The sequence below is a fragment of the Collinsella aerofaciens genome (assembly GCF_018785265.1).
Taxonomy (GTDB): domain Bacteria; phylum Actinomycetota; class Coriobacteriia; order Coriobacteriales; family Coriobacteriaceae; genus Collinsella; species Collinsella aerofaciens_AI.
In genome coordinates, this window is record NZ_WQPK01000045.1 from 175,911 (window position 1) to 196,829 (window position 20,919).

18 protein-coding genes and 2 tRNA genes are annotated in these 20,919 nt (G+C 61.4%); 14 read left to right on the plus strand and 6 right to left on the minus strand.

Going from position 1 to position 20,919, the window contains the following annotated elements:
- From GPK42_RS08240 to GPK42_RS08255, 4 genes are all read left to right on the plus strand, one after another.
- The gene (locus GPK42_RS08240) at window positions 1–2,136 is read left to right on the plus strand and encodes a ribonuclease R family protein (protein WP_215694746.1); all 2,136 of its coding nucleotides are present in this window, start codon (window positions 1–3) and stop codon (window positions 2,134–2,136) included.
- A gap of 177 nt (window positions 2,137–2,313) precedes the next feature.
- Window positions 2,314–2,919, plus strand: a complete 606-nt coding sequence (locus tag GPK42_RS08245; RefSeq protein ID WP_035137411.1) for a recombinase family protein — start codon at window positions 2,314–2,316, stop codon at window positions 2,917–2,919.
- Between the two features lie 105 nt (window positions 2,920–3,024).
- Window positions 3,025–3,609, plus strand: coding sequence for a VanZ family protein (locus GPK42_RS08250; RefSeq protein WP_215694747.1), 585 nt, complete (start codon window positions 3,025–3,027; stop codon window positions 3,607–3,609).
- Between the two features lie 116 nt (window positions 3,610–3,725).
- Window positions 3,726–4,085, plus strand: a complete 360-nt coding sequence (locus tag GPK42_RS08255) for an arsenate reductase family protein (protein WP_215694748.1) — start codon at window positions 3,726–3,728, stop codon at window positions 4,083–4,085.
- A gap of 195 nt (window positions 4,086–4,280) precedes the next feature.
- Here GPK42_RS08255 and GPK42_RS08260 read toward each other — a convergent pair whose 3' ends face one another.
- Window positions 4,281–4,691: a hypothetical protein gene (locus GPK42_RS08260; RefSeq protein WP_215694749.1), complete on the minus strand. Its 411-nt coding sequence runs from the start codon at window positions 4,689–4,691 to the stop codon at window positions 4,281–4,283.
- Between the two features lie 265 nt (window positions 4,692–4,956).
- On the opposite strand from GPK42_RS08260, the gene GPK42_RS08265 reads away from it, so the two are divergent.
- From GPK42_RS08265 to GPK42_RS08290, 6 genes are all read left to right on the plus strand, one after another.
- Window positions 4,957–5,030: transfer RNA gene (locus GPK42_RS08265), tRNA-Gln, on the plus strand.
- 17 nt (window positions 5,031–5,047) lie between these two features.
- Window positions 5,048–5,124, plus strand: a tRNA-Glu gene (locus tag GPK42_RS08270).
- A 94-nt stretch (window positions 5,125–5,218) separates the two neighbouring features.
- Window positions 5,219–6,136, plus strand: coding sequence for a tetratricopeptide repeat protein (locus GPK42_RS08275; protein ID WP_215694750.1), 918 nt, complete (start codon window positions 5,219–5,221; stop codon window positions 6,134–6,136).
- A complete protein-coding gene (gene smpB / locus GPK42_RS08280) occupies window positions 6,126–6,596 on the plus strand; it encodes an SsrA-binding protein SmpB (protein WP_006235325.1) in 471 nt (156 codons plus the stop codon). Before GPK42_RS08275 ends, smpB begins: the two co-directional genes overlap by 11 nt.
- Before the next feature lie 207 nt (window positions 6,597–6,803).
- A complete protein-coding gene (locus tag GPK42_RS08285) occupies window positions 6,804–7,307 on the plus strand; it encodes a flavin reductase family protein (protein WP_215694751.1) in 504 nt (167 codons plus the stop codon).
- A gap of 89 nt (window positions 7,308–7,396) precedes the next feature.
- Complete coding sequence (locus GPK42_RS08290; RefSeq protein WP_055251878.1) at window positions 7,397–7,540, plus strand: rubredoxin-like domain-containing protein; 144 nt, start codon at window positions 7,397–7,399, stop codon at window positions 7,538–7,540.
- 387 nt (window positions 7,541–7,927) lie between these two features.
- On the opposite strand, the gene GPK42_RS08295 is transcribed toward GPK42_RS08290, so the two are convergent.
- Window positions 7,928–9,184 carry an Nramp family divalent metal transporter gene (locus GPK42_RS08295; RefSeq protein WP_215694752.1) on the minus strand — a complete coding sequence of 419 codons (1,257 nt, stop codon included), beginning with the start codon at window positions 9,182–9,184 and terminating at the stop codon, window positions 7,928–7,930.
- 75 nt (window positions 9,185–9,259) lie between these two features.
- Complete coding sequence (gene gpmA / locus GPK42_RS08300; RefSeq protein WP_215694753.1) at window positions 9,260–10,033, minus strand: 2,3-diphosphoglycerate-dependent phosphoglycerate mutase; 774 nt, start codon at window positions 10,031–10,033, stop codon at window positions 9,260–9,262.
- Between the two features lie 458 nt (window positions 10,034–10,491).
- Between gpmA and gltB the strand changes: the two genes are divergently transcribed.
- The 4 genes from gltB to GPK42_RS08320 all read left to right on the plus strand — a co-directional run bounded on the left by gltB (window position 10,492) and on the right by GPK42_RS08320 (window position 19,497).
- A complete protein-coding gene (gene gltB / locus GPK42_RS08305; protein ID WP_215694754.1) occupies window positions 10,492–15,189 on the plus strand; it encodes a glutamate synthase large subunit in 4,698 nt (1,565 codons plus the stop codon).
- 5 nt (window positions 15,190–15,194) lie between these two features.
- Entirely contained in the window at window positions 15,195–16,676 is a 1,482-nt protein-coding gene (locus GPK42_RS08310) for a glutamate synthase subunit beta (RefSeq protein ID WP_215694755.1), read from the plus strand.
- Window positions 16,677–17,091: 415 nt separating this feature from the next.
- Window positions 17,092–17,799 carry a hypothetical protein gene (locus GPK42_RS08315; RefSeq protein WP_148332042.1) on the plus strand — a complete coding sequence of 236 codons (708 nt, stop codon included), beginning with the start codon at window positions 17,092–17,094 and terminating at the stop codon, window positions 17,797–17,799.
- 327 nt (window positions 17,800–18,126) lie between these two features.
- Complete coding sequence (locus GPK42_RS08320; RefSeq protein WP_252200216.1) at window positions 18,127–19,497, plus strand: amidohydrolase family protein; 1,371 nt, start codon at window positions 18,127–18,129, stop codon at window positions 19,495–19,497.
- Window positions 19,498–19,588: 91 nt separating this feature from the next.
- On the opposite strand, the gene GPK42_RS08325 is transcribed toward GPK42_RS08320, so the two are convergent.
- The 3 genes from GPK42_RS08325 to GPK42_RS08335 all read right to left on the minus strand — a co-directional run bounded on the left by GPK42_RS08325 (window position 19,589) and on the right by GPK42_RS08335 (window position 20,838).
- On the minus strand, window positions 19,589–20,062 hold the full coding sequence (locus GPK42_RS08325; protein ID WP_215694757.1) for a hypothetical protein: 474 nt from the start codon (window positions 20,060–20,062) through the stop codon (window positions 19,589–19,591).
- Window positions 20,063–20,208: 146 nt separating this feature from the next.
- Window positions 20,209–20,481: a metal-sensing transcriptional repressor gene (locus GPK42_RS08330; protein ID WP_215694758.1), complete on the minus strand. Its 273-nt coding sequence runs from the start codon at window positions 20,479–20,481 to the stop codon at window positions 20,209–20,211.
- A gap of 135 nt (window positions 20,482–20,616) precedes the next feature.
- Window positions 20,617–20,838: a heavy-metal-associated domain-containing protein gene (locus GPK42_RS08335; protein ID WP_055310331.1), complete on the minus strand. Its 222-nt coding sequence runs from the start codon at window positions 20,836–20,838 to the stop codon at window positions 20,617–20,619.
- Between the last annotated feature and the right edge of the window lie 81 nt (window positions 20,839–20,919).

Here is a 20,919-nt window from a genome sequence, read left to right on the forward strand (position 1 = left end):
ATGGGGCGCAATAACAAGCATAAGCGTGGAGCTCGCAATAAGCGCGGGCCGGTGCGCAGCGAACGCCGTCCGAGCCTGACCGGGCGCGTGCAGCTCCATGAGCACAGTGCCTATGTCATAACCGAGAATGGCGACTACAAGGTCATGGGTCGCGGCAAGCGTGAGATCATGGACGGCGATACCGTTGCCGTGAGCATTAAGAACAGCCCGCATGGCGAGCGTCGCGCCGTGATCGAGGGCGTAGTTGAGCGCGCAGCCATAAGCGTGGTGGGCACGTACCAGACCGCCGGTCCGCTCGGTGTTATCGAGCCGCTCGATTCGCGCCTGAAGGCAGACTTCTTCATTCTGCCCGAGGATACCTCGGCTGAGCGCCTGGGTGTCCACCCGGGTGACGCCGTTGTCGCACGCATTCTGACCTATCCGACGCGCCTGGAATCGGGCACCGTGACGATTGAGCGCCGCATTGGCGGCGATGACGCGCCCGACCTGGGCGTTCAATACGTAATGGCGCGTTATGGCTATACCGATAGTTATCCCGAGGCAGCGCTGGCCGAGGCCGAGGGCCTTTCGCTCGATGTGACCGCGGCGCTCAAAGATCCGCTCCGACGTGATCTGCGCGACCGCTTTGTCATCACGATCGACCCGGTCGACGCGCGCGACTTTGACGATGCCATTTCGTTGGAGCGCACGCCCGAGGGTGGCTACAAGCTGGGTGTGCATATCGCCGACGTTTCACACTATGTGGCTTGGGACGGGCATATCGATCTTGAGGCTCGCCATCGTACGACATCGGTGTATCTGGCCGATCGCGTGCTTCCCATGCTGCCCGAACGCCTGTCCTGTGACCTGTGCTCGCTTCGCCCTGACGAGGACCGTCTTGCGTTTACCGTCGATATCGAGCTCGATGCGCAGGGTCGCGTGCGGCATTACGATCCGTATCCCAGCGTGATTCGCTCGCGTGTGCGTATGGACTATGACGGCGCCGAGGCGCTGCTGGTGCGTGCCGGCGCGGTTGAGTATTCGGTGCTGGAGGGTGCAGCCGAGGATGTTGCGGCTGCCGAGGCCTCGCGCGAGGAAGCGCTTGAGCGCGGTCTTGCGTGCGAGGAGACTGCCCGCGGCTACAACATCGACCTCGGCGATTTCCTTGTCGCCGCCAACGAACTCGCCGAACTTCGCCGTCGTATTCGTCGCGCCCGCGGCTCAGTCGATTTTGACACGGCCGAGATTCGCGCTCTATTGGATGAGGACGGAGTGCCCGTGCAGATTGTGGCGCGTGAGCGTTCGTGTGCCACGTCGCTTATCGAGGAAGCCATGCTGCTCGCCAACGAGTGCGTTGCAGAGTGGCTGGCGGACCGTGATATCGAGGCCTGCTATCGCGTGCATGAGGATCCGAGCCCCGATAGCCTGCACGGTGCCGCCGTTGCGCTGGCGCAGCTAGGCATCATCGACGATCGCCGTGCTGCCGGTATTGCCCTGGGGAGTCCCGATGAGCTGCAGGCTGCAGTTGATGCTGCCGCCGGTACGGCAAACGCACCGCTCGTCAACACGCTGCTTCTGCGCAGCATGCAGCGCGCGCTGTACAAGCCGCGCAACGAGGGCCACTTTGCGCTCGCCGCGCCGTGCTACTGCCACTTTACGAGTCCCATCCGTCGCTACCCCGATCTGGTGGTGCACCGCGTACTCAAGCTGCAGTTGGCCTATGAGCAGCTCGGCGGCAAGGACGCCTTGGTCCGTACGTCGCGGCTGATCGGCAAGGGACGCGAGTCGCTGCCGCGCATTCTGCCGCAGATCTGCCGCGCATGCAGCGATGCCGAGCGCGCGGCAGATGCCGCCAGCCATGCGACGCAAAAGATCAAGATTGCCCAGTACTATGAGGACCGTCTAGGCGAGCGCTATGCCGGAACCGTCTCGTGGGTTAGCAGCATGGGCCTCTTTGTGCGCTTGGACCTGACGCAGGTCGAAGGCTTGGTTTCGATCAAGAGCCTGGGCAACGAGTGGTTCGAGTTCGACGAGGACGCGCTAACGCTCACGGGTGCCGACACGGGCACCCGTTACGAGCTGGGGCAGCGCGTGATCATCGAGGTCTCGCGCGTCAATACCACGCGTGGGCACTTGGACTTCAAGCTTATCCATTAGCCAAATCCCGACTGATGGTGGGGGAGCGGAGGGCGGCCTTTTGGGACCGCCCTCCGCATTTGAATCGTGGCTACCTTGCCGTCTGCTCGGCCGCCCGCTTACCTGCTATTTGAGAGGTAAAACCTACCAAAATAAACCTGTCCCTTTTTGGCAGGTTTACAAGAAAGCGGGGATGAGATGGCGACGGTGTACGGTTATGCGCGGGTGAGTTCGCGCGATCAGAACCTTAATCGGCAGCTGGATGCGCTGGGCGCCTATGGCGTGGGCTCGGCGAATATTTATGCCGACCATGCGAGCGGCAAGGACTTCGATCGACCGCGTTATCGCGAGCTGCTGCACGTCCTGGGAGACGGGGACGTACTGGTGGTGCTTTCTATCGACCGACTTGGTCGTAATTACTCCGAGATTCTTGAGGAATGGCGACGCATTACCAAGGAGCTCGGGGTTGCCATTGTGGTGTTGGACATGCCATTGCTTGACACGCGCGTCAGGGCCAGCGGCGCGCCGGATGTGACCAACACCCTGATTGCCGATATTGTGCTGCAACTGCTGAGCTACGTGGCGCAGGTGGAGCGCGAGAATATCCATCGCCGCCAGGCGGAGGGAATTGCAGCGGCGCGGGCGCGAGGGGTCCGTTTCGGTCGACCTCGCAAGCCGTGCCCTCCTCAGTTTGAGCTGGTGCGCGATAGCTATGAGGCGGGCGATATTACCCGCAGCCAGGCAGCAAAGTGCCTGGGCGTGTGCGTGGGGACGTTCGATCGCTGGATGCGCGAGGCGGGGTAGGGGTTTGCGTCGCTTTGTCGCTTCCTGTTGCAATTCAAATTTTGATACGGTGACGATGTCATTTGGGGCTACACTCGCTGATATTCAAAAAAAGGAGGTTGGCCCTTGGCGCGCGTAAAACAAATAATCGGATGGACCGCGATCGTTCTGTTCGCTGCAACGCTGGTGGGCATCTGGGTGCTGACGGAGCAAAATGCGGTGGAGACGTCGTTGCTGAGCGAGTCCACCGCGCGTGTGGTGGAGGGTCAGGCTACGGGCGTTCAGGCTGCCGATGCCACGGGTGAAGCCCAGACGGAGAACGGAATGACCGGGGGCACCGATTCGGCTGCCTCGAATGTCCGGTCTGGCCGACTTGCTTCCATTCGCATGTGGGTGGGCACGAACGTCCGTCGCGTTGCCCATACCGTAGAGTTTTTCTTCGTCGGATTATTCGCCTCCGTGGTCGTGGTTTGCTTTTCCAGGCGTCCGTGGAGCGTATGCTCCCGTTGCGTGCCCGTATTGCTCTTTTGCGCCGCCTGCTCCGTTGGCGATCAGGTACATAAGATCTTTGTTCCCGGCAGGCATTTCGACGTTATCGATTTAGGATTCGATGCTGCGGGCTATGTCACCGCCATGCTGTTGGTATTGCTCGTGGCCGCGCTGGCGCGTCGGTCTGCCCGTCCCATCGGTGCACACGCGAAACGGGGCTAGCAGTCTGAGGCGGTGTGTGCCCTGTGCTCGACATCTGGCTACAATATCGGCATGAACGCGCTTCGTCGGTAGGGTGATGCGGGCGCGGCAGGACATCTCGACGGAGGGAGACCATCATGGCAGTACTGTTTGTTGAATACCCCAAGTGCTCGACCTGTAAGAAGGCCAAGGCATGGCTGGACGAACATGGGGTAGAGTATATCGACCGCGATATCGTTTTGGACAATCCCGCGGCTGATGAGCTTGCGACCTGGATTGCTCATTCGGGGCTGCCGGTGCGGCGCTTCTTTAATTCGTCGGGCATGAAATATCGAAAGCTGGGCCTGAAGGCGCGTTTGGATGCGGGCATGACGGATCGGGAGTGCTACGAGCTGCTGGCGACCGACGGCATGCTGGTCAAGCGTCCGCTGCTGGTGGGCGACGACTTTGTGATTCCCGGGTTTAAGGAAGCGGCCTGGACCGAGGTGCTGCTGTAGTGGCTGCGGAAAGTGCGTCCCGTTTTAAGCTCGGATTCCGGGACGCAGTTTCCGGTTGAAGGGGCTAGCGGAAACCGTATCCCAGTTTGGGCGCGAAATCTGGGATACGGTTTCCGTTTGGGGCCTCTAGGGGAAAGCGCGTCCCGTTCTGGACGTAAATTTCGGGATGAGCTTTCCGGTTGGCGGGCATATGCGCTAATCCTCAAGCTGTGCCCATTCGTGCGGATCGTAGATCTTTACGTGCTTGTTGGGCTTGCCGCTCCAGTACTCCTCGTCCATAAAGGGCAGATATGCCTGAACGCCGGGGCAGATAAAGGGAATCCGCTGCTGTTGCAGTCGCTCGCGCTGGCGCTGCTCCAGGTGCGCCTCGGATATGACGGTCGGCATGCCGGACAGCTCGACGAGGCTTGCCTGGATTCGCTTAAGGTCGGGGAGTCCCGCGTGCCATGACATCCGCATGATCAAAAAGGATGCACGGCGGTATTTTGCCTGCACCACCGTGATGGCGGGGCGCAGTGTGGGATGGATTTTGTCCCGTTCGGGCCAGAGGTCGGCAGTGATCTCGAGGCCCAGGGTCTCCCATAGGTAATCAAGCTCTTCGTCCATGGCACCTCGATATCCGTGCAATGATGACGGTTCGATTGTGCCATCAGCCGTGAGCGCTGCATTGTTGTAATCTACCAGCGGTAGATGTGGGATGTTTTACGGGCTTTGACGCCGTAGGTGTTGCTGGTGCTTCACAGGTCCTTCACGTGTTGGCCGTATTTGACTGAATTTCAAAAAAGTCAAAATTAGGGCTTGCGTCACGGCGGGACTTCCCGTATATTTCTTTCTTGCGCAAAGGCACAGCCGAGCGCAGCGATGCAGTCATTGGGATGTCGTCTAATGGCAGGACAGCGGATTCTGGTTCCGTCAATGGGGGTTCGACTCCCTCCATCCCAGCCATTGCATTTGCTACATATGGCCCGTTCGTCTAGCGGTTTAGGACGCCGCCCTCTCAAGGCGGAGATCACCAGTTCGAATCTGGTACGGGCTACCAAAATTGAACGCCCGGGCCTCGTAAGAGACCCGGGTTTTGTGTATTGACCGTATATACGGCGCCTGCCGTGTTTCGCTCAGATCGAGGAGTAGCCATGGATCTGCCCATCAGCTTGCAAGACATCACGTATGCCGAGAACTATCTGGCGCAGGGCGACCTGGCTACGGCGACGCCGCTGCTGGAGCGTCTGGTGGAGCTCGCCGAGGAGTATATTGATGCTGAGTGCAAGACGGAGGAGAAGCGTCAATACTTTAGCTTCGATAGCAAGTTTGAGCGCTTGGCCTATCGCCGCGTGGAGAAGGATCCGCGCGAGCTCGTGCAGGTCGAGGTGCCGTTTGACCGCCTGTACTCTGATATGGCGTTTGCCTACATTCGCCAGCAGGATTATGTGAGCGCTCGTAATGCCCTGATGCAGGCTGTGCGTTGGGACCCCATGAACTGCAACTATCGCTTGGATTTGGCCGAGCTGTTCCGCGCACTCGAGGACAAGCAGGAATGGGCATCGCTCTCGTTCTCGGTGCTGGAGCGTGCAAGCGATGGCAAGTGCGCCGCCCGCGCTTACGCCAATCTAGGTCAGTATTTCTTGGAGCCCGAGACCGAGAACGTTTCGGCTGCCGTGGGCTGCGCGCGTCTGGCGCTGCGCCTGGCGCCCAACGATGCGCATACGACGCGCCTGCTCAACAAGATCCATACCACCTATCCGGATGCCGCTGATGAGAGCGACGAGCACGTGATGGGTGAACTGGCCCTGCAAGGCGTTCCGACCTCGCCTTCGGCTGAGATTGCCATCTGCCTGATTATGTGCGCGACCGATGCTGCAAGCGACGGCGACAAGCAGGAGGCGACGCGCCTGACGGTGCGTGCTCGCGACTTGGTGGGCGAGGAGGCCTGCGCGGCGATTATTAAACTGGTGCGCGAGAGCGATGCCGAGCTCAATGCCGAGCGCAAGGCAAAGCGCGAGGCTGCGGGCTCAAACGCCGATGGCGCCAAGGAGGCCGGCGATGCCCAGTAAGCGCGAGCGCAAGCTCATTTCCAAGAATCGCTCGGCGCATCACGAATACTTTATCGATGAGACGTTCGAATGCGGTATTGAACTGAGTGGCACCGAGGTCAAGTCGATTCGCGAGCGCGCCTGTCAGATCACTGACACTTTTGCGCTGATTCGTGGCGGCGAGTGCTGGCTCGTCGGACTGCATATCCACCCTTATAGCCATGGTGGCGTGTGGAATCGCGATCCCGACCGTCGGCGTCGTCTGCTGCTGCACCGCAAGGAGATCGACTTTCTTGACGGCAAACTTCGCAACCGTGGTTATGCGCTGGTTCCGTTGGAGCTCTACTTTAATACCGACGGCCGCGTAAAGCTGCTGCTGGGTCTGGGTCGCGGCAAGAAGCTCTACGACAAGCGCGAGGACATGGCCAAGCGTGATGTCCAACGCGAGATCGACCGCGCCCTCAAAGAGCGCAATCGCTGACCACCCTTCATAAGTTGCGGTGGAATACGGACTGTTTTGCCTGTTTGAGGGGCTATTCAGTCCCTATTTCACCGCAACTGCGGGCGTCTCATCTTTCTTACTGTTCTGACACATATGTCTCAAAGGCGGCGTCCGTTATGGGTGCCGCCTTTTTTTGTGGGTACATACATTCATGAGGTTCCAACCCGGGTTAGGGGAGTGATCGTTATGGACAAAACTGCGTTCTTTACCATGCCGAGCGGTCTGTACGTGGTGAGCGCCGCGGCAGACGGACTGCGCGCCGGCTGCGTCATCAACACTGCGGTGCAGGTGACGTCCATGCCGCCGCGAATTTCGGTTGCCGTGAACAAGGACAACGTCACCTCGGACGTCATTACCGCGGCCAAGGCCTTTGCGCTGACCGTGATCGACCAGACGGCCGACATGCTCTACATCGGTAACTTTGGGTTCCGCACCAGCAGCGATTATGACAAGTTTGCCAAATACGAGACCCGCGAGACGACTCTGGGCATGCCCTATGTGCCCGAGCACGCGGCAGCGCTGTTTAGCTGCCGTTTGATCGATACTGTGGATGTGGGCACGCATCTATTGTTTATCGGCGAGGTCGAGGATGCCGAGCGCCTGAGCGACGAGACGCCGCTCACCTACGATTACTACCATAAGGTTCTGAAGGGCAAGACGCCTCCGAAGGCGTCCTCGTATCAAGGCTAGAAATGTTTTAAAAATACTTGCATTATGTTATTGAGAACCTATACTAATAAACGAAGTACATCACCAGTCGCGTTCGAGAGGAGAACATCATGGCTGAGGAGAAGAAGACGTATAAGTTTGTGTGCGTCGTTTGCGGTTACGAGGTTGAGGTCGACACGCCCGAGCTGCCCGAGGACTACGTGTGCCCGGTGTGCGGCGTCGGTCCCGATCAGTTTGAGCTCGTCGAGGAGTAGCTCGCAGGCACACGGCGAAAGCCGAATATAGCTCTGTCCAAGGGCCCCGGTCGAATTCTCGGCCGGGGCCCTTTTCCTCCGTCCCCAAGGGATCACGGCTGCTGTTAGCCGCTCCTGTCTGTTGTGAGTCCGGCCGACTGTTTGTCTCAATCTGTAACATGTGGCGGCTCAAAACGGGTCTATCTGTTACAGATTGAGACAAAAGGTTGGGGCTGAAGAAATATCTCGATCTGTAACATCTGGGCGCGGAAATTGGGTCCACTTGTTACAGATTGAGACAAACGGAGCTTTCCCTCGGAATGATCTCGATCTGTAACATCTAGACATCAAAAGCGGGCCTAGATGTTACAGATCGAGACGTTATATCTGGACAGTCACGCCGTTCCATTACATCCCCGTTAGCAGCACGATGTCGAGCGCCGTCACGATGGCACCGATCCCTACGAGCAACGCGTTGAGCGGGCGCGAGTTGGCGTATTTGCCCATGACGCGGCGCGAACTGGTGAGTCGTATAAGTACGAAGACCGTGATCGGCAGCTGAAGCGACAGCAGTGCCTGACTCCAGATGAGACCTTCAAAAGGATTTGGGATGACCAGACACGCCGCCACTGCGCCGGCGAAACAGGCCGCTACCCCGATCGAGGAATGTCGGTCGTGGATGTCGTATTCCTCGTCGAACATGCCCGCGGTGATGGTTCCCGCCGCCATGCCCGCTGTCACGCTGCTCGATAGTCCCGCGAACAGCAGCGCTACCGCAAAGATGGTCGAGCTCGCCGGGCCCAAGATGGGGGAGAGCGTGGCCGCTGCGACGGCGAGGTCGTCTACGACAATGCTGTGCGCAAAGAAGGTCGTTGCGGCCAGGATGACCATGGCCGAGTTGATTGCCCAGCCCACGCCCATCGAAAAGAGCGTGTCGAAGAGCTCGTAGCGCAGACGTTCCTCGATAACTTGCTCGCCTTGGCCTTCGAAGTGCATGGATTGGATGACCTCGGAGTGCAGAAAAAGGTTGTGGGGCATAACGACCGCACCCAGGACACTCACGATAATCGCGGCAGAGCCAGTGGGCATACTGGGCGTGATCCAGCTTGCGGCGACTTGCGGCCAGTCGACTTTGACTAGCGCAAGCTCGGCCAAAAACGAGAGTCCTACCACGCCGACGAAGGCGATGATCCAGCGCTCGGCACGCTTGTAGGAGTTCGTCATGAGCATCGCCATCGATACTGCCGCCACGATGACGCAGCCCGCGCGCACGGGCAGCCCAAAGAGCATCTGGAGCGCGATCGCACCGCCCAGGACTTCGGCCATGGCGGTGGCGATGGTCGCGAGATAGGCGCTGGCAAGCACCGTGCGCCCAACGAAGCGGGGAAGGTAACGTGTCGTGGCTTCGGCAAGACAGGCGCCCGTTGCGATACCCAGGTGTGCAGCGTTGTGCTGCAACACGATGAGCATAATCGTGGACAGCGTGACCACCCACAGCAGCGCGTAGCCAAATTGCGAGCCCGCGGCCATATTTGAGGCCCAGTTGCCCGGATCGATAAAGCCGACGGTCACGAGCAGCCCGGGGCCGATATGCCGCGCAATGTCTAGGCCTCCGTGGCCTCCGGTGCGGTGCGAGCCAAATTGTTGTTTGAGATGGTTGAGCATGGCTGGTTCCTACGTTGGGGTGGCGCGGCACTGCACTTGGGTTGCGCGGCGCTGCGCCCTGGGTTTGGGTTGAGGCTACTTGTGCGCTTTGCCCTGATTGGCCACGGCGTCGATCTTGGCGGCGATGGTCGCCGGATCGCCGATGTAGCGCTTGTCGAGGACGTTGAAATCGGTGTCGAAGGTGTAAACGAGCGGCACGCCGGTGGGGATGTTGACCTTGAGGATCTCCTCGGGCGTGAGGTGCTCGAGCTTCATGACGAGTGAGCGCAGGGAGTTGCCGTGTGCGGCGATGAGTACGCGCTTGCCGGCGAGCATCTGGGGGCGAATCTTGTCTTCGAAATAAGGCCAGGCGCGGGCTATCGTGTCCTTGAGGCACTCGGTATAGGGCAGCTGATCGGGTGCGACATCACGGTATTGTTCCTGGGTGTGGGGATCGCGACTGTCGCCCGGCTCGAGCGCCGGCGGGCAGACATCGAAGGAGCGGCGCCAGATGAGCACCTGCTCGTCGCCGTGCTCCGCTGCGGCATCGGCCTTGTTGAGACCCTGCAACGCTCCGTAGTGGCGCTCGTTGAGCTTCCAGGATTTGATGACGGGCAGCCACTCGCGATCCATCTGGCCGAGCACGATGTTGAGGGTGTGGATCGCGCGCTTGAGGCGCGAAGTGTAGCAGACGTCAAAGTCGAAGCCCGCTTCTTTGAGGGCGCGGCCGCCTGCCGCTGCCTCTTCGCGGCCCGTGTCGGTGAGCTCGACATCGGTCCAGCCGGTGAACAGGTTGAGTTTGTTCCACTCCGACTCTCCGTGGCGGATAAGGACGAGTTTCATCGTTTGCCGGTCTGTCTGGTTTGCCATAGAGGCCTCCTTAATGTGGCACGACGCGCGTACCGTTTGCTTGACGCCGCAAAGGATACCCGTTTTAGGCTAAAAAGTTAACCAAGACTAACAAAATTGTTGTATTTGAATAGGATGGTGAAAGGGAGTTGCCGAAATGTCTTGATCTGTAACAACTAGGGATGGAAATTGGGTCTAGGTGTTACAGATCAAGACAGGAAGAAATGGTCCTATGGGAAATCTCGATCTGTAACAGCTGACCGCCAAAATCGGCCCTTCGTGTTACAGATTGAGATGTTTGAAGCGGTGGGCTGACGGGCCGAACCTGGGGCCCTTGTTGTCGTCCTTGAGGTCGGCGGTGTCCACTCGTAGGGCGTGCGTTACGCGATTGTTTCGAAACGGGCGGGAAACACAACGGGCCGGCGATGCACCTAGTATGCCTAGTCAACTGACTGTCTAACACCTAGGGGAGGATCGCGATGCAGGCAGATTCCGCTCAGCAGCAGGGCCTTTATCGCCCCGAATTCGACCACGATGCGTGTGGCATCGGCGCGCTTGCCGATATCAACGGCGAGCGCCATCACCAGATTCTGGACGACGCGCTGTCCATTCTGGTCAACTTGGAGTACCGCGGCGGCACCGGACTCGAGAAGAACACCGGCGACGGCGCCGGCATCCTGTTCCAGGTTCCGCATCACTTTTTCCGTAAAGAGGCTCAAAAGTGCGGCCAGATTCTGCCGGCAGAGGGCGACTATGGCGTGGCCATGCTGTTCTTCCCGCAGGACGACAAGGGCGTGGAGGATGCCCGTCGCGCGTTTGAGGAGGGCTGCGCCGAGGCCGGCGTGCCGCTGCTCTTTTGGCGCGAGGTGCCCGTCGACCCGCACGACCTGGGTGAGACGGCCCGCGCCTGCATGCCTACCATCCTGCAGGCCTTTCTGGGCCGCCCCGACGACACGCCGGCGGGCGACGCCTTCGAGCGCCGTCTGTATGTGTGCCGCCGCACCATCGAAAAGAAGGCCGACGCCGAGTTCGCCCTGCGCGACAAGATCTTCTACGTGTGCTCCATGAGCTCGCGCACCATCGTGTACAAGGGCATGCTGGTCGCCACGCAGATGCGCCGCTTCTTCATCGATCTCAACGACGCCGCCGTCAAGACGGCCGTGGCGCTCGTCCACTCGCGCTACTCCACCAACACCACGCCCAGCTGGGAACGCGCGCACCCCAACCGTTTTATCATCCACAACGGCGAGATCAACACCCTCAAGGGCAACGTCAACTGGATCCGCGCCCGCGAACCCAACCTGTACAGCCCCGTGCTGCAGCACGATCTTGAGCGCGTGATGCCCATCATCAACCGCGAAGGCTCCGATTCCGCGATTCTGGACAATGTGCTTGAGTTCCTGGTCATGAACGGTCGCCCGCTCACGCGTGCCGCGTCCATGTTGCTGCCCGAGCCGTGGGACCACAACGACAGTCTGAGTGAGGAGCGCCGCGCCTACGACGCCTACCAGTCCATGCTCATGGAGCCGTGGGATGGCCCGGCGGCCATCGCCTTTACCGACGGTCGCACGCTGGGTGCCGCCCTCGACCGTAACGGCCTGCGTCCCGCCCGCTACTATGTGACGCGCGACGGTCGCTTTATGCTGGCAAGCGAGGTGGGCACCATCGAGGTAAGCCCCGAGAACATCCTGACGAGCGGCTGCCTGGGGCCGGGCCAGATGCTCGAGGTCGACTTTGCCCGCGGCCGCGTCATCTACAACGACGAGCTGCGCGCCCGCTATGCCAAGGAAAAGCCTTACCGCGACTGGATTGCCGAGGAGACGCTGACCGTCGACGCGCTCGATAGGCCTGCCGCGGCAACGCCCGCCGAGGATACCGAGGTGCCCGCCGCCGTGCGCATGGCCAAGCTCGGGTATCACTGGGATGATGTTGACGAAGTCGTGCGTCCCATGGCCCAGCAGGGCAAGGCGCCGCTCGCCTCGATGGGTATCGATGCGCCGCTGGCCTGCCTGTCCAAGAAGACGCGCTCGTTCTTTGACTACTTCTATCAGCTGTTCGCCCAGGTCACGAACCCGCCGATCGACGCCCTGCGCGAGCATATGGTCACTTCGACAACGCTCTACCTGGGCAACCACGGCAACTTGCTCGAGGACTCCCGTACGGCCTGCCAGCTGGTGCGCCTGGAGCGCCCGTTGCTCAACGAGGAGGAGTTCGAGCGTATCTGCGCCATCGACCGCGTGGGCTTTAAGACTCGTCGCTTCCGTGCCGTCTACCGCCGCGATGCCGGCGAGGGCGCGCTGCAGGCTGCGCTCAAGCAGCTTGCCGAGGACGTTGAGGCTACGGTCCGCGACGGTGTGAACATCGTGGTGCTGAGCGATCGCGCCGGGGCGGGCGAGGTGCCCGTGCCGTCGCTGCTCGCCGTGGGCTGCGTGCACAACCACCTGATCCGTGCCGGCGTGCGCACCTTTGCCGATATCGTGGTGGAGTGCGGCGATGCCGTGTCTCCGCACGACTTTGCGGCGCTGGTGGGCTACTCCGCAAGCGGCATCTACCCGTACAACGCGCATGCGTGCATCCGCAATCTGGCGGCACGCGGCGACCTGGACGTGACGGCCGAGCAGGGCATCGCCAACTACAACAAGGCTGCGACCGCCGGTATCGTCTCCATCATGTCCAAAATGGGCATCTCTACGGTTCAGAGCTACCACTCCGCGCAGATCTTCGAGGCCGTTGGCTTTACGCCGGAGTTCGTCAACGCGTACTTCGCCGGCACGGTGAGCCGTGTGGGCGGTATGGGTGTCGAGGACGTTGAGCGCGAGCAAAATGAGCGCTATGATGCCGCACTCGCCATCCTTAAGAGTCCGGCTCCCGATCAACTGCCTACGCTGGGCCTGACCAAGTGGCGCCCGCTCGGTGGCGAGGATCACCTGATCGACCCCCAGACCGTCTACCTGCTGCAGACCGCCTGCCGTGAGGACAACTACGACACCTTTAAGGAGTACAGCGCCCGCCTGCACCGCACCGGCCGTGCCGTGCGTCTGCGTGACCTGCTGGACTTTAATGCCAACGGTCGCACGCCGGTTTCGCTCGACGAGGTGGAGCCCGCGCTCAACATCGTCCGCCGCTTTAACACCGGCGCCATGTCGTACGGTTCCATCAGCAAAGAGGCACACGAGTGCATGGCCATCGCCATGAACCGCCTGCACGGCCGTTCCAACTCCGGCGAGGGCGGCGAGGATCCGCGCCGCGAGACCCCGCTGGCTAACGGTGACTCCAAGAACTCCGCCATCAAGCAGGTGGCAAGCGCGCGCTTTGGCGTGACGAGCCGCTACCTGTGCAGCGCCTTCGAGATTCAGATCAAGATGGCCCAGGGCGCCAAGCCCGGCGAGGGCGGCCACCTGCCCGGCAAGAAGGTCTACCCCTGGATCGCCGAGGTCCGTCAGTCCACGCCCGGCATCGGCCTGATCTCGCCCCCGCCGCACCACGATATTTACTCTATCGAGGACCTGGCAGAGCTGATCTTTGACCTTAAGAACGCCAACCCCGGCGCACGCGTGTCGGTCAAGCTGGTCAGCGAGGCCGGTGTCGGCACCATCGCCACCGGTGTGGCCAAGGGCGCTGCCGACAAGATCTTGATCAGCGGCCATAACGGCGGCTCGGGTGCCGCGGCGCGCGATTCCATCTGGCATGCGGGCCTGCCGCTGGAGCTTGGCCTTGCCGAGGCCCAGCAGACGCTGCTGCAAAACGGCCTGCGCTCGCGCGTGGTGCTCGAGGCCGACGGCAAGCTCATGGACGGCACCGATGTTGCCGTCGCCTGCCTGTTGGGCGCCGAGGAGTTTGGCTTTGCGACCATGCCGCTCATCTCGATGGGCTGCCTCATGCAGCGCGACTGCCAGCAGGACACCTGCCCGGCCGGCATCGCTACGCAAAACTGCCGCCTGCGTCGCGGCTTCCGCGGCAAGCCCGAGCACGTTGAGCACTTTATGCTCTTTGTTGCCGAGCAACTGCGCGAGGTCATGGCGAGCCTGGGCTTCCGCACCGTCGACGAGATGGTCGGCCATCCCGAGTGCTTGCGCCAGATTGAGGTCCCGGGCAACCGCAAGGCTAACCTGCTGGATCTGTCGCCCGTGCTGGCGAGCGCGACCTGTGAGTTTGGTGCCCACATCCCGGGTGCCGACGGCCGTCACTTCCTGCCCCAGATGGCTGCGGACAGCGAGCTCGAAAAGACGCTCGACTCCACGTTGTTTGTGCCCTATACGGCCGATGCCCGTGCGCACCTGCGTCCGATTCGCTTCCGCGCCGATATCGCCAACGTCAACCGCTGCGTGGGCACCATCTTGGGCAACGCGGTGACCAAGGCGCATCCCGAGGGCCTGCCCGCCGGCTCCATCACCATCGATTGCGATGGTTCGGCCGGTCAGAGCTTTGGCGCCTTCCTGCCGCGCGGCATTACGCTCAACGTGTGCGGCGACGCCAACGACTACTTTGGCAAGGGCCTTTCGGGCGGCGAGGTGTCGGTGCGCCCCAACCCGCATGCGACCTACAAGTTCGATGAGAACATCATCGTGGGCAACGTTGCGTTCTTTGGCGCCACGAGCGGCCGCGGCTTCATTAACGGCCTGGCAGGCCAGCGCTTTGGCGTACGCAACTCCGGTGCCACCGTGGTGGTTGAGGGCTGCGGCAACCATGGCTGCGAGTACATGACGGGCGGTCTGGCGCTTATCTTGGGCGAGGTCGGACAGAACTTCGCTGCCGGCATGACGGGCGGCGTGGCTTATGTCTTCGATCAGTACGGCACGCTCGATGCCCGCGTGAACCACGAGAGCGTTGAGCTCAAGGCCCCGACGGCCGGCGAGCTGGCGCAGATTCGTGCGCTCATCCAAGAGCACGTGGACGCGACGCAGAGCCCGCGCGGCATTAAGCTGCTCTACAGCTTTGAGACGATGAGCAAGCACTTTGTGAAGGTCATTCCAACCGAGTACGAGCGCGTGCTGGCGATTGTCGCCGCCGCCGAGGCCGTGGGCAAGACGCATGCGCAGGCCGAGGAGTTGGCGTTTGACATCGTGACCGGTCGCGCGAGCGCCGCGGATGTCGCTCGCTTTGATGTGGCGGGTGGTGTCGCTGGTACTGCGCCCGCCACCGCCAGCTCTGTTGCTTCGACCAAGAAGGAGGCGTAAGTGCCATGGGTAAGCCCGGTGCCTTTCTTGATATCGATCGCGTGACCCACGAGCTGCGCCCCGTGGAGGAGCGCAGCCATGATTTTGATCCGCTGTACGTGGAGCTCGATGACGACGCACGTCGCGCCCAGGCGAGCCGCTGCATGATGTGCGGCGTGGCGTTTTGCCAGATGGGCGCGAGCTTTGGCAAGGCGCGTCCGAGCGGCTGCCCGCTGCACAACTTGATTCCCGAGTGGAATGAGCTGGTGTACCGCGGCCGCTGGGACGAGGCTGCCGAGCGTCTGTCGCTTACCTCGCCCATGCCCGAGTTCACGAGCCGCGTGTGCCCGGCGCTGTGCGAGGCCGCGTGCAACCTGGGTTCGGTCGACGGCCAGCCCACGACGATTCACGATAACGAACGCGCGATTAGCGACCACGAATGGGCGAACGGCGGTCCGCATCGCTTTGAGCCGGCAGGGGAGGATGCGCCCACGGTCGCCGTGGTGGGCTCCGGTCCTGCTGGCCTGGTGGCGGCATGGGAGCTTGCGCGTCGGGGCGCCCGCGTGACGGTGTTTGAGCGCGATGACCGCCCGGGCGGTCTGCTCATGTACGGCATTCCCAACATGAAGCTCGAGAAGTCCGTGGTCGAGCGTCGCGTGGCGCTCATGCGCGAGCTAGGCATTGTGTTTGAGCTGGGTGCCGATGTGAACGATCCCAAGGTTGCCGCCAAACTCGATGACTTTGATGCCGTCGTGGTGGCTGCCGGCGCTCGTGCGCCCCGCGGTCTTTCGGCTGCGAACGTGGATGCTCCGGGCGTGGTGTACGCGGTGGACTACCTGACGGCTTCGACCGTCTCGGTACTCGATGGCGGCGAGCCCGCGGTGAACGCGTACGGCCTGGACGTTGTGGTCATTGGCGGTGGCGATACCGGCAACGACTGCGTGGGTACCGCGGTGCGCCAGGGCGCGCGCAGCGTGCGCCAGTTTGAGTTCTTGCCGGCTGCGCCCGATAAGCGCGCGGCGAGCAACCCCTGGCTGCAGTGGCCCAACGTTAAGAAGACCGACTACGGCCAGCAGGAGGCTATCGCTGCGATGGGTGGCGAGATGCGTGCCTGGGGCGTGGATACGCTCGAGGTGCTGCTGGACAAGAAGGGCGCGGCTGCGGGTCTGCGCGTGGTCGATCTGGACTGGTCGGCCGGTAAGCCCGAGCGCATCGCAGACTCCGAGCACGAGGTGCCGGCGCAGCTGGTGCTCATCGCCTGCGGCTTTACGGGTCCCGAGCATGGCGTGTTCAACGCCGTTGGCGTGCCTGTTGCTGCCGCTGGCCGTCCGCTGCCGGTGATGGCTGCCGAGGGCTCGCACCTCGCGGCTCGCACGGAGGGTGTCGCCGCGGATACCGCGCCGGTGTATGTGGCGGGTGATGCCCGCAACGGCAGCTCGCTCGTTGTGAACGCCATGGCCGATGCCCTGGCCTGCGCAGCCGAAGTCGCCGAGGCGCTGGAGCTGTAAGGCGGCTGTTCACAATTGAATCGTCAAGGGCTGTCCCCAACGGCCGGCCCAAAAGGAACGTCCCCAAGTGCCGGCAGCCGGGGACGTTCCTTATGTGTCGGCACCCAGGGACACCCCTTGCGGGTTTGCGACCGATTTGTTCGTTTGTCGACGCGCGAGTGTCCATTCGGCGTCTTTTTGAGCTGTGGTCACCTGTTGTTTCTGTGGTGGCTGTGGGCATATGGCTCAAAAGGGCGGGTTGGCCGTCTATGTTTACCTGCGGTTTTATTACGGTGCGCATTTTCGGTCAAGCATCCCGTCAAGTGTTTGGTCAGCAGTTGGTTTGCAGCCGGAGGCCTATTTTGTCCGTGCTGACAGTGGCTGCCCACCCTCCTCGTAAGCTCAAATTGAGGTTCATCAGTTTGAGGAGGATGCCGTGACTGACCACGTTTTAGACCGAGCGCATCTGGCCGAAGCCGTTGGCAACGATATTGCCGACATGGCCCATTTTTGGATGCTGCGGAAGTTCCAATTTTTGGAGCCGGCGCGCGAGCAGTTCGAGATCATTGTCGACCCGTGGCTCGGCTATTGCACCGAGCCTTCCCAAAACGAAATCATGGCCTACAACATGGCATTTACCGATTGGCTGCTCTTCGAGCGCCCCTATCGCCATGGCAAGACGCTGCTCGAGCTGTATGTTGATGAGCCGCCGGCATCGCTTTCGCCTGCCTCGCTCAAGCGGCTCGAGCAGGTATGCGACACGCAGTATTTCTCGCGCTTTGGCATTTTGGACAAGGATCCTGCGACTGGTATGGTCGCGCTGAAGGACACACGCACCGACCGTCGCTTTGACGTCTACGATCCGCATATCGTGCAAAAGGAGCATTGGAGCGACGGAGCGATTGCGGTGCGCCTCGCCTGCGTCGACGATGTCTGGCTGACGGCGGGACAACTCTATCTGTATGACATCGCACGCCTGAGTGACACGGCGGTCGATGGGCCTGGTGCGGTGCATCCGGAGGACCTGCAGGATGGCTTTGACACCTCGTGCATCAGTTTCTTCTTGCGTCTGGTCCGCGACATCATGGGCGCCCAGGGGCGGTACGTAAAGTCGCTCAACATCTACGAGCAGGAGTGGGAGTAGGGGATGTGACTGGTGTCGCTCTGCTGCCCCTGACTTTGTCTCAATCTGTAACATCTAGCCGTCAAAACACGGTCTAACTGTTACAGATTGAGATATAGACCGACGGGGTTGAAAGAATGTCTTGATCTGTAACGGTAAGGGACCCAAAGCCCCCGTACCTGTTGCAGATCGAGATGTTTCGTCGACACGGCCGGAGCATTGCCACGTTGTCTCCGTTTGCCCTCGCATCTCTCTCGTCCCTCCGTTAACCGATATGTTCGACTTTAGGTCGCTGCATTAGGTGATAATGGACAAATGTTCAAGTTAATCGTGAGGAAGGAGCTCGATATGGCGTCTGCTGATCGTTCTACGTTGTTTATCAATGCGACCATTCTGGACGGTTCGGAGCATATGGAGCCGCAACCCGACATGGCCGTGGTCGTTGAGCGCGGTGTCATCACGTGGATGGGGCCGAGTGCTGTGGCGCAGGCGCCTGCAGGCGCCGAGGTCATCGACCTGGCAGGTGCGTATCTCATGCCGGGCCTCATCAATATGCATGTGCATCTGTGCGGCTCGGGCAAGCCGGTTTCGGCGGGCGATGCGGGCGCGCTGATGAAGAAGCTCGATAATCCCGTGGGCCGCGCCATCGTGCGCCACATCCTCAAAGGCAGCGCCCAACAGCAGCTGGCAAGCGGCGTGACCACGGTGCGCGGTGCAGGCGACCCGCTGTTTGCCGACATCGCAGTGCGCGATGCTATCGATGCCGGCAAGTATCAGGGTCCGCGTCTGGTGGCGCCGGGAACGGGCGTCACGGTTCCGGGCGGCCATGGTGCGGGCTTGTTCGCCCAGGTGGCCAACAGTCCCGCCGAGGCGGCCGAACAGGTGCGCGACCTGTATGCGCGCGGTGCCGACGTCATTAAGCTGTTCGTGACGGGCGGCGTGTTCGATGCGACCGAGGTGGGCGAGCCGGGCGTGCTGCGTATGCCGGTGGAGGTTGCCGCGGCGGCGTGCAAGGCGGCGCACGATATGGGCCTTCCGGTTATGGCTCATGTCGAGAGTACCGAGGGCGTGAAGGCCGCGCTTGAGGCCGGCGTTGATACGATTGAGCACGGCGCTCCGTTGACGCCCGAGATTCTGGAGCTGTACCGTGGCGCCGCGGGCACGCAGCTCGAGGGGCGTGCGCCCAGTGTTACCTGCACTATCAGCCCGGCGCTGCCGTTTGTATTGCTCGACCCGAAAAAGACCCATTCGACCGATACGCAAAAGAAGAACGGCGACATCGTGTGCTCGGGCATCATCGAGAGCGCCCGCGCCGCGCTGGATGCTGGCGTTAAGGTGGGGCTGGGTACGGACTCGAGCTGCCCGTTCGTGACGCAGTACGACATGTGGCGCGAGGTGGCCTATTTTGCCAAGTATGTCGGCGTGAGCAACGCCTTTGCACTGCATACAGCCACGCAGGTTAATGCCGAGCTGCTGGGGCTGGGCGGCGAGACTGGCACAATCGAGTGCGGCAAGGCCGCCGATATCCTGGTGACGCGTGAGAACCCGCTCGATGACCTGTGCGCTCTGCGTGAGCCGGTACACGTGATGTGTCGTGGCGATCTGGTACGCAAGCTCAAGGTGAAGCGTATTCCCGAGGTGGACGCCGAGCTCGACGCGATTATGGCCATGCCTGCCGAAGCGCTTGCCGAGGAGCTTGCCCGCGACGGCGTGGCGTAGATGTGACAAAGGGACAGCTCCGTTGCCGCATACAAAAAGCCGAGGTCTCAATACGAGGTCTCGGCTTTTATTTTGTCCTATGGTGTAGCGGCTAGGAGCGCGTTTCCATCTTGGCGTGGCACTTGGGGCAGGTGACGCGAATCTTGCCTTTGCCCTTGGGGACGGAGAGCATCTGGCCGCAGTTGGGGCACTTGAGATATGCCGTGGTTTTGCGGCCCTTCCACATCTTCTTGGCCGTGCGCTTGGCACGCTCAAAGTCTTCCTTGCTTGTTCCAGCTGCGCGCGAGGTGCTGGCAGCAGCAGTTCCACCGCCCAAGCTGGCGACGAACTTGCCCAGGCCGGGGACGTTCGCGGTCGCGGTGACAAAGGCCGCGTTCTCCTTGCGGCGGGCGTCGACGTTTTTGGACAGGCCGCGCAGCACGCCAATCACGATTACGGCGATGGCAATCCAGCTGAGCCACTGGATGCGGACTATCGATCCGATCATTGCGATGACGATGCCGGCAAAACCCATCACGATGGTGAGCTCATCGGCGCCATTGCGGCCTTTCATAAAGTCATTCATGCAAATTGCCTTTCGTTCGATATGCTGCACGCCTTTATACCCGATTTAGAGCAAGGGGGACAGGTTAATCTGCACCAAGGTGATGCAAACGTGCCTGTCCCCGGAACACCAAGACGGTGCAAAGAAGTTTGTCCCCAATGCCCCAATTACTTGGATAGCTTGTCGACGACGCGTTCGATCTCGGCGAGCTTGGCGGCTTTGAGGTCTTCGTCGCCCGATTCGATGGCCGAGGCGACGCAGCCCTCGATATGCGCCTTGAGCACGTCGGCGTTGATGCGGGCGATGAGCGCCTGCGTTGCCATGAGTTGCGTGGAAATATCGACGCAGTAGCGGTCCTCCTCGACCATCCGCAAGATGCCGTCGATCTGGCCGCGTGCCGTCTTGAGCATGCGGGTCACCGATTTGTGGTCTGCCATCATGGCGGGTCCTCGTTTCTGGTCGATCTTCCGGATGCCCCCGTCAGTTGCGGTGAAATACGGACTGTTTAAAGGCCTAGGGCGGCTCAACAGTCCGTATTTCACCGCAACTTCTGAGGATTGAGTAGGCGGCGTCTGCTACGCGGCGGTCACGGATAGGGCGTGGAACTTCTCGCCCGCAGCCTCGACGGCGGCGGCGAGCTGCTCGGCGGTTACGGTGTCGGCGCACTCCACCTGTACGGTCTGAGTCTCGTGATCGGCATCGGCGTCGGTCACACCGGCAACGTTGAGCAGTGCCGTCTCGACGGTAGCGTCGCAGTGGCCGCACATAAGGCCGGAAGTCTTGATTGTGTATCGCATGGGTATTCCTCTCTGTTGTGTCGGCTTTCCCAGGCACCCGACCTTGACCTTCAAGCCGTCGCTCGCGTACCAAAGTACGCG

Bases quoted from the DNA above. Each gene is read 5' to 3' on its own strand.
- GPK42_RS08245 (WP_035137411.1), top strand. From the start codon at position 2,314: ATGGCGACGGTGTACGGTTATGCGCGGGTGAGTTCGCGCGATCAGAAC.
- gpmA (WP_215694753.1), bottom strand. From the start codon at position 10,033: ATGGCAAACCAGACAGACCGGCAAACGATGAAACTCGTCCTTATCCGC.
- GPK42_RS08260 (WP_215694749.1), bottom strand. From the start codon at position 4,691: ATGGACGAAGAGCTTGATTACCTATGGGAGACCCTGGGCCTCGAGATC.
- GPK42_RS08325 (WP_215694757.1), bottom strand. From the start codon at position 20,062: ATGAATGACTTTATGAAAGGCCGCAATGGCGCCGATGAGCTCACCATC.
- smpB (WP_006235325.1), top strand. From the start codon at position 6,126: ATGCCCAGTAAGCGCGAGCGCAAGCTCATTTCCAAGAATCGCTCGGCG.
- GPK42_RS08275 (WP_215694750.1), top strand. From the start codon at position 5,219: ATGGATCTGCCCATCAGCTTGCAAGACATCACGTATGCCGAGAACTAT.
- GPK42_RS08330 (WP_215694758.1), bottom strand. From the start codon at position 20,481: ATGATGGCAGACCACAAATCGGTGACCCGCATGCTCAAGACGGCACGC.
- GPK42_RS08310 (WP_215694755.1), top strand. From the start codon at position 15,195: ATGGGTAAGCCCGGTGCCTTTCTTGATATCGATCGCGTGACCCACGAG.
- GPK42_RS08335 (WP_055310331.1), bottom strand. From the start codon at position 20,838: ATGCGATACACAATCAAGACTTCCGGCCTTATGTGCGGCCACTGCGAC.
- GPK42_RS08240 (WP_215694746.1), top strand. From the start codon at position 1: ATGGGGCGCAATAACAAGCATAAGCGTGGAGCTCGCAATAAGCGCGGG.
- GPK42_RS08295 (WP_215694752.1), bottom strand. From the start codon at position 9,184: ATGCTCAACCATCTCAAACAACAATTTGGCTCGCACCGCACCGGAGGC.
- GPK42_RS08320 (WP_252200216.1), top strand. From the start codon at position 18,127: ATGGCGTCTGCTGATCGTTCTACGTTGTTTATCAATGCGACCATTCTG.
- gltB (WP_215694754.1), top strand. From the start codon at position 10,492: ATGCAGGCAGATTCCGCTCAGCAGCAGGGCCTTTATCGCCCCGAATTC.
- GPK42_RS08255 (WP_215694748.1), top strand. From the start codon at position 3,726: ATGGCAGTACTGTTTGTTGAATACCCCAAGTGCTCGACCTGTAAGAAG.
- GPK42_RS08285 (WP_215694751.1), top strand. From the start codon at position 6,804: ATGGACAAAACTGCGTTCTTTACCATGCCGAGCGGTCTGTACGTGGTG.
- GPK42_RS08290 (WP_055251878.1), top strand. From the start codon at position 7,397: ATGGCTGAGGAGAAGAAGACGTATAAGTTTGTGTGCGTCGTTTGCGGT.